Annotated in this window: 8 protein-coding genes; all 8 read left to right on the forward strand. The window is 29.3% G+C overall.

From position 1 onward, the window contains the following. Nucleotides 1–242 precede the first annotated feature (242 nt). The 8 genes from HMPREF9630_RS01155 to gltX all read left to right on the forward strand — a co-directional run bounded on the left by HMPREF9630_RS01155 (nucleotide 243) and on the right by gltX (nucleotide 15,160). The gene (locus HMPREF9630_RS01155) at nucleotides 243–2,012 is read left to right on the forward strand and encodes an ABC transporter ATP-binding protein (RefSeq protein ID WP_009526709.1); all 1,770 of its coding nucleotides are present in this window, start codon (nucleotides 243–245) and stop codon (nucleotides 2,010–2,012) included. A gap of 180 nt (nucleotides 2,013–2,192) precedes the next feature. Continuing rightward, complete coding sequence (locus tag HMPREF9630_RS01160) at nucleotides 2,193–3,800, forward strand: FAD-dependent oxidoreductase (protein ID WP_009526710.1); 1,608 nt, start codon at nucleotides 2,193–2,195, stop codon at nucleotides 3,798–3,800. A 493-nt stretch (nucleotides 3,801–4,293) separates the two neighbouring features. After that, nucleotides 4,294–6,417 carry an S-layer homology domain-containing protein gene (locus HMPREF9630_RS01165; protein ID WP_009526711.1) on the forward strand — a complete coding sequence of 708 codons (2,124 nt, stop codon included), beginning with the start codon at nucleotides 4,294–4,296 and terminating at the stop codon, nucleotides 6,415–6,417. A 536-nt stretch (nucleotides 6,418–6,953) separates the two neighbouring features. Continuing rightward, nucleotides 6,954–7,859, forward strand: coding sequence for an AAA family ATPase (locus HMPREF9630_RS01170; protein ID WP_009526712.1), 906 nt, complete (start codon nucleotides 6,954–6,956; stop codon nucleotides 7,857–7,859). A 1-nt stretch (nucleotide 7,860) separates the two neighbouring features. Beyond that, a complete protein-coding gene (locus HMPREF9630_RS01175; protein WP_009526713.1) occupies nucleotides 7,861–9,600 on the forward strand; it encodes a vWA domain-containing protein in 1,740 nt (579 codons plus the stop codon). A gap of 490 nt (nucleotides 9,601–10,090) precedes the next feature. Continuing rightward, a complete protein-coding gene (alaS, locus tag HMPREF9630_RS01180) occupies nucleotides 10,091–12,733 on the forward strand; it encodes an alanine--tRNA ligase (RefSeq protein ID WP_009526714.1) in 2,643 nt (880 codons plus the stop codon). 117 nt (nucleotides 12,734–12,850) lie between these two features. Further along, nucleotides 12,851–13,627, forward strand: coding sequence for a hypothetical protein (locus HMPREF9630_RS01185; RefSeq protein ID WP_242824669.1), 777 nt, complete (start codon nucleotides 12,851–12,853; stop codon nucleotides 13,625–13,627). A 54-nt stretch (nucleotides 13,628–13,681) separates the two neighbouring features. Then, entirely contained in the window at nucleotides 13,682–15,160 is a 1,479-nt protein-coding gene (gene gltX / locus HMPREF9630_RS01190; RefSeq protein WP_009526716.1) for a glutamate--tRNA ligase, read from the forward strand. Nucleotides 15,161–15,256 lie beyond the last annotated feature (96 nt).

Consider the following 15,256-nt stretch of genomic DNA (forward strand, 5'->3'; position numbering starts at 1 on the left):
TTTATTTTAAATATACTTAATTTTACTTAGATAATAAATTCTTAAAAACAGAAATATACATTATTCTATTAACTTTTAGTATAAATTATAAAATATCTAAATTTTATATAATTTGTTATTTTAAAAAATATAAATTTTTAAGAGTATAATTATAATGAGATTTTAATTAGTATTTAGTATTATATGTTATTTTTAATATATTTTAGTATAAAAAATAATTTTTTTATTAGGAAGGAGAATAAATGAAAGAAAATTATAGTGTATTTTATTTGTTTGAACGATTCAGACCATATTATAAAAAGTATTATGGAACGCTTGCCATAGATTTAGTATGTGCAATGTTTTCAACAATGTGTGATTTGATATTACCCATAATTTTGAGATTTTTGACTAATACGGCAAGAGAGGATATAAATAATCTTACAATAGGGTTAATACTTATGCTTGGCGGATTATTTGCAGTTCTTAGAATACTCGATACTATGGCTAATTACTATATGCAATATATAGGTCATGTTATGGGGGCTAAGATAGAAACAGATATGAGATATGATGTGTTTTCAAAATTACAACAATTGCCATATTCGTATTATAATACTAATAAATCAGGTCAGATATTGTCAAGAATAACCACAGACTTATTTGAAGTTACAGAGTTTGCACATCATTGTCCTGAAGAGTTTTTAATAGGAGGTGTAAAACTTATAATTTCATTTTTGATACTTATAAATATCAATGTACCGCTTACTTTGGCTATATTTGCTACATTACCTGTAATGGTTATATCAATATCGAGATATAATTCTTCAATGAGAAATTCACAAAAGAGTCAAAGAAATCAAATAGGAGAGCTTAATTCAGGAATAGAAAACAACATATTAGGGGCAAAAGTTGTAAAATCTTTTGCAAATGAGGAGCTTGAAATAGAAAAATTTCATAAAGAAAATCTTAAATTTTTAGGGATTAAAAAGATTTTTTACAAGAGCTTAACAGGTTTTCATGCAGTATCGAGAATATTTGACGGAATAATGTATCTTATAGTTATAGTTTACGGCTCATATCTTATGAAAATAGGTGAGATAACAGCCGGAGATATGTTTTTATACACATTGTATATAAATATGCTGCTTGCTACTGTTAAAAGAATAGTAGAATTTATGGAACAATTCCAAAGAGGAATGACAGGTATAGAAAGATTTATAGAGATAATGGATGTTGAAAATGATATTAAAGATAGTGAAAATGCCATAGAGCTTACAGATGTAAAAGGTGATATAAAGTTTGACAATGTAAGTTTTTCATATCCGCTTAGTGAGGTAAATGTCCTTGATAATGTAAGTTTTTCAATAAAACGTGGCGAAAATGTTGCACTTGTAGGTTCATCAGGAGTTGGAAAAACAACTATATCCAACCTTATACCAAGATTTTATGACATAAATTCAGGCAGTATAACTCTTGACGGAATAAATATAAAAGATATAAAGCAAATTAGTCTAAGAAACAATATAGGAATAGTTCAGCAAGATGTGTATTTATTTTCAGGTACAGTTTATGAAAATATAATATATGGTAAAAAAAATGCTTCAAAAGATGAGGTAGTAAAAGCAGCTAAAATGGCAGGTGCGTATGATTTCATAATGGAGCTGGAAAATGGATTTGATACCCACATTGGAGAAAGAGGAACAAAATTATCAGGTGGACAAAAACAAAGGATAAGTATAGCGAGAGTATTTTTGAAAAATCCTCCTATTTTGATATTGGATGAAGCAACTTCAGCATTAGATAACACAAGTGAAGCAATAGTGCAAAAATCTCTTGAAACTTTGGCAGATGGAAGAACAACATTTACTATAGCTCATAGATTATCAACTATTAAAAATGCTACAAAAATATTGGTCCTTACAGAAAATGGCATAGAAGAAAGTGGCACACATAGTGAACTTATGAATAAAAAAGGCGTATATTATAATCTATATAATAAAAATATAGACGAAACAGCTGTAAATCTATAATGTATTTGATGTTTAACTATATTTTATACTAATAAGCATTTATAATGCCCAGTATTTAATATTTGATGATTCATGGAGTATCAATAAATTTGTTGTAATATGATTACATGGCTATTTAATAGGTTTTTAGTATTAAATGTTTTTTAACATACAAATTTTATAAAGGATGATGTAACATATATGGTTATTGAATGCAAAGAAAAATGTGATGTTTTAGTTATAGGAGCAGGTATAGCCGGTATTAGTGCGGCTATACAAGCTGCAAAATGCGGTTCTTCGGTTGTACTTACAAGCAGTACGGCAATTTTTTCAGGTTCAAGCTTTTTCCCAGGAACCTGGGGCTTGGGTTTGATAGGCCCGGAAGATGAAAAAGACGAAGCTGATCTCGAAGAGAGTATAGCAAGAGTTGGATGTGGTATGACAAAACCTGAAATTGTCAAAACTTTTGTACATAATATAAATCCTTCAATATATGACCTTGAATCAAGGGGAGTTAAATTGAGAACTGCAGAAAAACAAGATGAAAAAGAGTTTATCCCTTGTTTTGATCATAAGAGAAGGAATTGGAATGGGCTTGAAGCAGAAAGCATGAGAGCAGTTTTTAAAAAGGAGCTTTTAGAATATAAAGTAAAACTTTGTCCGTATTATGAAGCACTTGAACTTATAAAGAATGATAAAAGAGTGTGTGGAGCGGTATTTGGACACAAAGATGCTATACTTGCTATAAGAAGTAAAGCTGTAATTCTTGCAACAGGTGGATATGGAGGATTGTTTAAGAATTATTTAACTACATCTGATATTATGGGTATGGGACATGCCATAGCTCTTAGAGCAGGTGCAAGTTTGATAAATATGGAGTTTATGCAGATGATGCCTGGATTTATTTCACCTTCACCAAAGACGGTATTTAATGAAAAAACATTTCGTTTCTCGTCATTTAGTGATGATAAAGGTAATAATATTTTTAAAAATATACAGGATTATACAGAACTTTTAGAGCAACGCTCCACTCATGGACCTTTTACTTCGGCTTGTATGGATAGAGAAATTGATTTTATAATTGCTAAGGAAGAACTTAAAGGAGGAGTTTATGTAAGATATTCTGATGAAATGAAGAATAACCCTCCCGAGTTTATAAAGACATATTTTGAGTGGCTTAAGGATAAAAAAGGACTTACATTTAATGATACTGTTAGCGTTGGAATATTTGCACATGCAGCTAATGGAGGTATAAAGATAGAAAGCGATGCCTCTACAGAAGTATCCGGACTTTACGCTTGCGGTGAGGTAACAGGTGGCATGCATGGAGCAGATAGAATAGGAGGTCTTTCCAGCGCAAATGGTCTTGTTTTCGGAAGAATAGCCGGAAATTCTGCTGCAATAGACTCAAATACTGAGACGATTTCTGATGAAAAAATAATTTTAAAAGCACATTATGTGTTTGATTATAGCTCAAAACTTGCAATGCTTAGAAAAATAATGACTGAGAATGCCATGATATCACGAAACGAAATCGGATTAAATAAAGCTATAAATTTTTGTAAGCAAACCTTAGAAGAAATTAACAGAAGCACTGAAAATTTATCAGATAAAGCTAAAGTAATCGAATATTATCGTCTTTCAGCCAATCTTTTTACTGCGATGGCAGTATTAAAACCGGCTATTCTTAGAAAGGAAAGCAGGGGTTCTCATTATAGGGAAGATTATCCTGAAATTATTAAATCTGAAGATAAAAGAATTTGTATATTTGAAAAAGACGGAAAAATAAAGGCTATGTATGAAAGATAGAGTTAAACAAATATATAATCATTGAAATTCAAACATTATAAACAAGAATAACAAAAATATTACATTTATATTACAAATATAAAACCTGCACTTTTTACCGGGGAAATTTTGATTAAATAGTGATAAAATGTTTTTAGTAATCAAGTTCAATATTTATATCAACTGTCACCTATTTAGTAGCTGTTAACATTACATACATATTTTTTTAAAAGTGAGTGAAATCTTAGAATTTTATGAAACAATATTTACCATAAAATTTCAATTTAATTACACGTCATAGTAAAAGTCAATAGAATAATAGATATTCTTATTTTAGAACATTAATTATTTAAGACGAAAATTAACATAATTAAAGTAAAATAATGTGAAATATAAGCATTGTTAAAAAATATTAGTAATATTTTAAAAAACAGATAAAAAATAGAAAGGCATTTGATTAATATTGGACAATTACATATCAAAAAATTATCAAAATTAAAAGGAGGTAATATTGATGTTAAAAGCAAAAAGAATCTCAATGTTAACGATTTTTATGCTAATTATGAGTATCATAAGTACACAAGTATATGCAGAGAAAATTCCATTTACAGATGTCTCAGAGAAATCCTGGTACTATGATGATGTCAAATCAGCGTATGAATCAAACCTTATCAATGGTAAAAAAGCAGATAAGTATGCACCAGACGACAATATGACAGCAGCAGAAGCAGTAAAACTTGCAGCAGCAATGCACAAGTTAAAAAACGAAGGAAAGGTAGACTTTGCATCATCAAAGCCATGGTACAAAGTATATGTAGAGTATGCCAAGCAAAAGAATCTGATAACAGATGATTTAGATTGGAATAAGAAGATAACAAGAGCAGGGTATATGCAAATCTTCGCCCAGATACTAACAGACGAAGAATCAAAGAAAAATAGCGTAGCAGATGGCTCAATACCAGACGTACCGATGACACATCCAAGTGCACAGGCGATATATAAGCTATATAGAGCAGGAGTAGTAGTAGGAGTAGATGATAAAAGAAATTGTTCACCAGGAAGCAATATAAAGAGAAGTGAAGTAGCAGCGATACTAATAAGGATGATGGATGTAAAACGCAGATTATCATTTAGTATAGAAGCACCAGCACCTGGAACAACACCACCAGCTACAACGCCACCTGGAGGCACAACTACACCAGAAGAAAAACCACTTAGAATAACTAAGCAACCAGAAAATGTAATAGGAGATTTTATTGGAGATGTAGTGACATTAGAAGTTAAAGTAGAAGGAGGAAAGGAGCCATATAACTATCAATGGCAATATAGAAAAGTAGGAGACAGAGATTATACAAACATTAGGATAGTAGACGAAGCAACAAATGTATTAAAATATACTGTAGATAGAGATGCCTATGATTGTAGGTGTGTGATTACAGATGCAAAAGGTAATAAAGTAACAAGTAATGCAGCAAGAGTAGAACTGACTACAGGTCCGCTTAGAATCACAAAAGAACCAGCTGAACTTATAGAAGGAAAAGAAGGAGATTTTGTGACATTAGAAGTTGAAGTAGCAGGAGGAAAACAACCATATACCTATAAATGGTATCGAAAAATAGCTGTAGCCAATATACAAGCTATTGAAGAAGTTCCATATGAAGGAAGTAAAACAAGGTCAGTAAAAGTTCCTTTTGTTCCAGAAACCAGGTATCAATATTTATACCGATGCGAAATTATAGATGCAGATGGAAACCGTGTGGTAACTAAATTTGCATTAGTGAGAGTAGATCCAAGTACAGCACCGCCTATAATAATAAAACAACCTGAAAATAAACTTGGTATTCCATCAGGTCATACAGTGTCATTGGAAGTCAAAGCATCAGGAGGCAAGGAACCGTATAGATATCAATGGGAAGAAAGAAAAGAAGGAGACATAAATTATACAAACAGTATGGTAGAAGGAAATACAAGAAATGTATTAAGACCAAAAGTAGAAATGTTTACCTATTATTATCGATGTGTGATTACAGATGCAAACGGCAATAAAGCGACAAGTGATGAAGCAAAAGTAGAAATAGATCCAAATACAGTGCCAATTAAAGTAACCAAACAACTTGTGGATGTAAGAGGCGTGCCAGGAGATGTTGTTACGTTGGAAGTTGCGGCAGAAGGAGGAGTGCCACCACTAAGATATCAATGGCAAGAAAGAAAAGTTGGAGATGCAGAGTACAAAAACCTTCCATTTGCTACAGCAACTACACATAGAGTACCTGTAACAGGTGAGCCATATGATTACCGATGTGTAATTCATGATGCAAAAAACAGATGGGTTATGAGTAATAAATCAAGAGTAGTATGGAAAGTTCGAATTGACAAAGAACCTGAGGATGCAAGTGGTAGGTTAGGAGATAGGGTGACGTTGGAAGTCAAAGCTGAGGGAGGTATAAAACCTTATAGATATCAATGGGTATATGTAAAAGATGGAGACACAGTATTTAGAAATAGTACGTCAGAAGGAAATACAACAAATGTATTAAAACCTCCTGTAGAAAATGATATCTACTGGTATGTTTGTAACATTATGGATGATGAAGGAGTTCAAGTGATGAGTAGAAGAGTACAGGTTCGTAAAAGATAAATTCTCCTTGAATCATTTTTATACTTCATTTAAAAAATAGCAAGGTATTTGATTAATATTGAGTTGTTATGAACTAAAATACAAAACATTTTTATCGATATGACAAGAGTTGTTATTGCAAATATAATTTCTTGTTATGTTTGTAAATGGTTAGATAATTTATTCAGCGATAATTAGTCTACAATATATAAAAAGCACACTATTTTATGTAGTGTGTTTTTTATGCTAAAATGCCATAAATTTATTATACTATTGCCTAATGAAAATAACATATATTTATATTTTAATAAACTAATGCACTTTATTATTAGCTATTACTATATATATTTTTTAAACAGGTTTTGGTATTAAATTATACTACATAATTATATATTATAAAGTATCTACTATTAAAATTATATTTTGATTTTTCTTATCATACTATAAATTATATTTAAAATTATCATAAAATATAATAAATTTTTATATTGTTGTTAGATTTTATATAAAAAAGGTATAAAAATAATTATATAAAATATATTAATTTAGAGGTTATTATGCTTGATAAATTACAAAAATATGGAATAAGCGACAATATTATAAATGAACTTAGATATTTTAGACAATATTATAAAACAGATGATAGTGTCATTAATAGAATACAAGAGCCTAAGAGTTTTTATTATGGCATAGATGTTTGGGAACAATGTCTTTATGCACTTTTAAATTCACAAAATATACTTTTAGTAGGCACAAAAGCTACTGGGAAAAATATACTTGCAGATAATCTGGCATATGCTTTTGCAAGACCTAAATGGACAGTATCTTTTCACAACTTTTTAGATGCTGATGATTTGATAGGGGTAGATACTTATAAAAACTCACAAGTAGTTTTTAGAAATGGTTCAATAAGTGAGTGTTCCATATATGGAGGCTTTGGTATATTAGATGAGATAAACATGGCTAAAAATGATGCCATATCGGTTTTATACTCAGCACTTGACTATAGAAGAGTAATAGATATATCAGGATATAAAAAAATAGATATATCCGAGCCTACAAGATTTATAGCTACAATGAATTATGGCTATTATGGAACAAAAGAACTCAATGAAGCATTAATATCAAGATTTGCAGTAATACAAATGCCAAAGCTTAATAAAGATATGATATTTGAAATATTAAAAGGTTCTTTTACGAATATAAATGAAGACAGCTTACAATTATTATCAGAAATATTTGAAAATTTACAGACAAAAGCACAAAATGGACAAATATCATCAAAAGCTGTAGATTTAAGAGGGCTTATAGATGCTGTATCTCTTGCCAAAAAAGGAATGAATATAAGCAAGGCACTTCAGATATGTATTACAAATAAAGTATTTGACGAATATGAAAGACAAATAATATCTGATTTAATAAAATTAAAATTATCGAATAAAATTTCTTTGGCAGGTGATTAATATGGAAGTATCTTCATACTATGATAGGGGCAGAATATCAAATATAGTGTGGACAATCACAGATAAATACGGATATGAAGTCGATTTTTCTCTTATAGAGCAAGATTATTTTTCCTATGAATTAATATATAATGCCACTATAATAGGCTCGGTATATAACATACTTGACTATAAGATGATAGCAGATTTTATAAAAAGTATTAAAGAGCAAATAAATAAAGCTAAAGAGATACTTACACTATTTTTTATGTGTATTGAAGAAACTTGTATAAATAAAAATATGGAATTTATAAAAAATATAGAAAATATCAGATATGAAAATTATAAATACAATATAAAAATTTTGAGTGAAACAGGAAAAAAAGACAAGCTATATAATATGTTGAGATTGGCATATTGGCATAATAATACAGATAAAATCATGATATTTCCACACAATATAATTCACATAATAAGAAGTATAGGTGAATTTAAAACAGTAGATAACACCATAGACTTTATAGAAAAATTTAAAAAAATAATTAATTTATACTTTAAATTTGAGGAAGACAACATAAAGCAAAATATTGAAAATTCACAGAATATAAATGAAAAAACTAAATCTGCCATAGCTATATCAATAAAAAATAATAAAGAGAAGATATATGAGTTTTTCGAAGAATATACATCTTCAGAATTCAATCCTAATGAAAGTATAATTGAGAAAAATTTTTCTGCAGACTCATCTACCATAGATGAAAAAGAAGATACATCAAAAGAAGAAGAAAACCTAAAAAAAATGGAAAACTACTATGGTAAAACTATGTTTGACATAAATAAACTGCATATATTGGAAAAAAAGTATTGCAAAGATATACATCACGCATATAAACTTTTTTTTACAAAAGGGGATTTGTCATCTATAAAAGAAGATTATAGAAAAAATCAAATTGAGCAGGAGCAAAATAAAAATAAATATGAATATATGAGCAAGAAAGAGTATTACGATAGGTCTATAGAAAAGTTGAAATCCATAATAAAGCAAAGTTTGGCTCAAAATGAAAATGTAAAAAATAAATCATACAGCGGTAACGTAGATGCAAGGCTTATATATAAAGCAGAAAAGATAAATGATTATAAAATTTTTTGGAAAGAAAAAAGAAGAGATGAAATAAAATTTCTCGTGGATATAGTTATAGATTCAAGTGCCTCGTTGCTTGAAAAGCAGAGCAAATTATCGGTTCAAGCTTATATAATATCAAAGGCATTGGAAGATTTGAAGATAGAAAATTCTATAAAAACATTCAACAGTTTTATGGATTATACAGTTATAAAAATATTGAAAGACTATGATGATATGAAAAGTGAAAATTGCTTTGATTATTTTTGTAGCGGTGGAAACAGAGATGGGCTTGCAATAGATGTTATAGGTTCGATGTCAAATAATATGAGTGATTACAAAAAGATGATGATAATATTCACAGACGCAAAACCGTTTGATGTACAAGTATTACACGCTATAGGAACAAAAGCTAAAAAACCATATCAAGGAGATATCGCAATAGATGATACAGCAAATGTTATAAGAAAACTAAGGCAGAAAAGCACAAAGGTATGTGGTATATTCAGTGGTCAAGAAGAAGATGTAGGCGTAATAAGATATATATACGGCAGTGATTTTTTGCATATAAATTCAGTAGAACAGCTTTCAACCAAAGTAGGTAGATTTATAAGCGATTATATAAGTAATTTTTACGAATAATATGAAAATTTTTATAAAAAAGCTCAAAAAAATATTGAAATATGATAATTTATATATTATAATCTATAAGATATTAAAAAGATATTGCAAGAAGAGTAAGATTTTATATATTTTTCAGAGAGAAAACGTAAGGTGCGAGTTTTTAAATATATGTCCGAAAGCTGACTTGCAAAATGAAAGTTAATTCATTTAATCTTCAAATTCTAATAAAATTTGACGTTGATTACGTTATAATCCAAAAGATATGAGATTTTTAAGTTCTTGTATGAACAAGGGTGGTACCACGATAATTCGTCCCTAATACTTTATAAGTGTTAGGGATTTTTTTATGCTGAAAATAAATTTATATTAATACTATTACCTATTCAAATCCATTTTTTATATATGATGGTTTTAAACTTATTTAAATCACTGTCGTTTGAAAAAAGTATGGCTTTTTAATAGTTTTTAGTATTAATCATATTATATTTATAGAAAGGGATTGATTGAAATGGAATTTATGAAAGCAAATGATATAAGAAAAAAATATCTTGATTTTTTTAAGAGCAAAGAACATTATGTAAAAAACAGTTTTTCATTAGTGCCTAAAAATGATAAGAGCCTTTTACTTATAAACGCAGGTATGGCTCCGCTAAAAAATTATTTTTTAGGAATTGAAGTACCTCCTTCAAAAAGAATGGCAACTTGCCAAAAATGTGTAAGAACCGGAGATATAGAAAATGTTGGAAGAACAGCAAGACACGCTACTTTTTTTGAGATGCTCGGAAATTTTTCTTTTGGAGATTATTTTAAAAAAGAGGCAACAAGTTTTGCTTGGGAATTTGTAACAAAAATTCTTAAACTTGATGAAGATAAACTTTGGGTTACTGTATACGAAGAAGATGATGAAGCATTTGATATATGGAAAAATAAGGTGGGCGTATCAGAAGAGAGAATAGTAAGACTTGGAAAAGACGATAATTTCTGGGAAATAGGAAACGGTCAAGGTCCTTGCGGTCCATGTTCTGAAATCTACATAGACAGAGGAAAAGAATATGGTTGTGATGATCCAAATTGTAAACCGGGTTGTGATTGTGACAGATTTTTAGAGTTTTGGAATTTGGTATTTACACAATTTGACAAACAAGTTGATGGTAGCTACAAAAAATTGGAGCATCCTAACATAGATACAGGTATGGGATTGGAGAGAATGGCTTGTATAATGCAAGGTGTAGACTCTATATTTGATATAGATACTATGAAACAGATAAGAACAAAAATATGTGAAATATCAGGTAAAAAATATAATGAAAATGAAAAAACAGATGTATCTATAAGAATAATAACAGACCATTTAAGAGCTATAACATTTATGGTGAGTGACGGTATAGTGCCTTCAAATGAGGGAAGAGGATATGTTCTTAGAAGATTGGCAAGAAGAGCGATAAGACATGCCAAATTGATAGGCATAGATAAAAAATTTATAAATGATGTTGCAAATGTAGTTATAGATGTATATGCAGACGGATATGAAGATCTTGTAACAAATAAAGATTATATAAATAAAATACTGAAGATGGAAGAAGAAAAATTCAACGAGACATTAGACACAGGAATAAATATCTTAAACGCATATATTGAAGATGCAGTTAAAAATAATGACAAAAAAATAAAAGGCGAAGACGCATTCAAATTATATGACACATATGGTTTTCCGTTGGAGCTTACAATAGAAATTGCTGAAGAAAAAAATTGCTCAGTAGATAAAGAAGAATTTGAAAATCAAATGCAACAACAGAGGGAAAGAGCAAGAAATGCAAGAGCAAAAGGCACTGATATAGGCTGGAAAGATGAAATATCAAGTTTGGATTTATCAGTAAAAAATACAGAATTTGTAGGATATGACAGTCTTGAAATTGAAAATTCTATACAAGATATAATTTTTGAAAAAAAGATAGTAGATGAAGCATTGCAAGGACAAGAAGTTATATTGATTTTCGACAGAACGCCTTTTTATGCAGAATCAGGTGGACAAGTGGGAGATATTGGACAAATTTCAGGAGAAAATTTCAAAATAATTGTAAATGATGTAAAAAAATCTACTAACGGATTATACTTGCACCACTGCACAATAGAAGAAGGAAGAGTAAAAAAATCAGAAAAAGCTGTTTTAAAAGTTGATAAGGATATAAGATTTGCAACAAGAAGAAATCACACAGCTACACATCTATTGCACAAAGCGTTAAAAATTGTACTTGGAGATCATATACAACAAGCGGGTTCATTAGTATCAAGTGACAGATTAAGATTTGACTTTAATCATTTTTCAGGTATGAGCAAAGAAGAAATATCTATGGTGGAAAAAATAGTAAATGAGCAAATATATAATGCACTTGATGTGAAAACAGAAGTTATGTCTATAGAAGATGCAAAGAATACAGGAGCAATGTCATTGTTTGATGAAAAATATGGTGATATGGTAAGAGTTTTAAGTATCGGAGATTTTTCAAAAGAATTTTGTGGTGGTACACATGTAACAAATTCAAATGATATAGGTATGTTTAAAATAACATCAGAAGGCGGAGTTGCATCAGGAGTAAGAAGAATAGAGGCCATAACAGGATTGAAAGTATATGAGTATCTGCTTGGCGAAGAACGTCTTATAGATACGGTATCCAATATAATAAAATCATCTAAAGAAAATATAGAAAAAAGAATAACAGAAGTAGTGGAAGAAAATAAATCATTAGATAAAAAATTAAAACAGATACAAAATGAATCTGCCAAAAATACTCTTGATACTCTTATAAAAAATGCCAAGCAAATAAAAGATGTTAAGCTCATAACATATTCATATGAAAATATGCAAGATGATGTACTAAGGGATATAATGCAGGAAATAATTGACAAAACTGAAAATACAATAGTGATATTTTCAAATGTTATTACAGAAACAGGTAAATTATCCTTTATATGTATGGTTGACAAAGCACTTATACCTAAATACAACGCAGGGAAAATAGTGAAAGAAGTAGCCGTTACAACAGGAGGAAATGGTGGCGGAAAGCCTAATATGGCACAAGCCGGAGGAAAAGATATAAGTAAAATCTCTGAAGCTTTTGCAAAAGCAAAAGAATTTATAGAAAATATATAATTTTTTATAAAATTTAAAAATTGAATAAATGTTTTGATAATTTAAACTATTATTTATTTTTTACAAATAATAGTTTAAATTTTTGACTGTTTTATGTTATAATCTTATGGAAAGGATTTGATTACTTTGGAACATTATTCAAGAGATAGAGTATTACTTAGAATTTTGAACACCGTGTTTTTTGCGGTTTTATTATTTATAAATATAAGATTATCTTTTTTTTCAGGAGATAAATCATTTGTAAATTATGCTGATATAAAATATTTTATGTCACCATATAAATTTTTGTATATATTGAACTTTATATCACTTGTATATATGTCTGTATTTGTAATAATTCAACTGGATTCTTCCAGTCATGGCATTAAGAAAAAAGTAGTTGAAAATTATAGTTTTTTCTTAATGTTAACATTTATTTTTATGGGCATGCATTTATATTTTTTGATTCAAAAAAGATATAGTCTTGCATTTTTAAATATCATTATAGCCAATGCTTTGACAGTAATACTATATATAAAATCTCAAAATATGAAAAGATATATGTATAATGATGAAGTACGAGTATTTGTATATCCGTTTTCTGTTTTTTTCGCTTGGAATGCAATAATGCTTTTTATGACATTTAATATTATGTTTAAATCGTCTTTGGTTATTGGTAGTACTATATCTATAATATTTGCCTTCGTACAACTTTTCATTATAGTTGCAATAAGCATATGTGCATTATGCTTTTTTAGAGACACTATTTTCATAGTTATACAGCTTTTATATTTATTAACAGTAGCTGTAAATACAGGTTTGAATGATTATTTTATGCCTGTGGGATATTTATGCTTTTTATCAATAATACTTGTATTCGTATTTTTGTACAGGAGTAAAAAAAGAAAAAAATAAGTAAAGAATTTATCGAATAAATATATTAATTGAAAAAATATACAGGAGGTTTTTATGTCAGTTAGAGTAAGATTTGCACCTTCTCCTACCGGATTTGTTCATATCGGAAGTTTGAGGACAGCATTATACAATTATCTTTATGCAAAGAAGAACAATGGGGTTTATTTATTAAGAGTGGAAGATACAGATAGAACAAGACTTGTAGATGGTGCGATAGAGTCTATGCTAACTTCTCTTAAATGGGCCAATATAAGCTCTGATGAAGGTGTATGTATATCTGATAAAAATGAAATAACACAATTAGGAGAAGACGGACCTTATATACAATCAGAAAGACTTGATATCTATAAAAAATATATAGACATCTTAGTTGAAAAAGGCCATGCTTATTATTGCTTTTGTTCAAAAGAAAGACTTGAAAGTTTAAGAGAAGAGCAAAAACAAAGAGGTGAAGATACTAAATATGACGGACATTGTAAATCTTTATCTAAAGAAGAGATACAAAGAAGAATTGCAAACGGAGAAGAATATGTAATAAGATTAAAAATGCCTAAAAATGTAGATATAGCGTTTGATGATGTCGTTAGAGGCAGAGTTGTTATAAATTCGGATACAGTTGATGATCAGGTGCTTATGAAATCAGATGGTTTCCCTACATATCATTTTGCGGTTGTAGTAGATGATCATCTTATGAAAGTTACGCATATAATAAGAGGAGAAGAGTGGCTTACTTCAACACCTAAGCACGTCATGATGTATGAAATGTTCGGTTGGGAAAAACCTACTTTTGTTCATCTTCCAAATATATTGAATGCTGATAAGAAAAAATTGTCAAAAAGACAAGGCGATGTGGCAGTAGAAGATTTCAGAAAAAAAGGCTATTTACCTGAAGGTCTTATAAATTATATAGCACTGCTCGGCTGGTCTCCTGAAGAAAATAAAGAGATATTCTCTCTTGAAGAACTCGTTGAAAACTTTTCATTAGAGAGAGTTTCAAGTAGTGGCGGTGTATTTGATGTTGCTAAATTGAATTGGGTAAATGCACATTATATAAAAGAATATCCGATAGAAAAACTTGTAGAATTGTCAATACCTTTTGTTGAAGAGTCAGGATTGATGACAAAAGAGGATATTAAAAATAATTCTAAATGGCTGTATTTAGCAATGGATACAATAAGAGACAGACTCAGCTATTTAAAACAATTTCCGGATGAAATAAAGACTTTCTTATTAGATAATATAGAAAATGTTGAAGATGAAGCTATTCAATTCATGAAATTGGAACATATGAAAACACTTTATGAAATTGTAAAATTAGAAATAGAAAATACAGATATTATAAATGCGGAATTTGTAGACAATCTATTTGCGAAATTGAAAGAACAGAAAATAAAAGGTAAAAATCTGTTCATGGGACTTAGGGTTGTAATAACAGGACAAACACATGGACCTGATATCCATAAGTCAATGGAATTAATGGGTAAACAAAGACTGCTTAAACGTCTTGAACAGACAAAACAATATATATTTTAGCATATATATGGTGTATCTGAAAGGTATAATGCTCTTTTAGATACACCATAGTATTACCGGCAAGTAATACTAATATTCGTTTAATTGATATATAAA

Origin of the sequence: Peptoanaerobacter stomatis (assembly GCF_000238095.2) — a bacterium.
GTDB lineage: Bacteria > Bacillota > Clostridia > Peptostreptococcales > Filifactoraceae > Peptoanaerobacter > Peptoanaerobacter stomatis_A.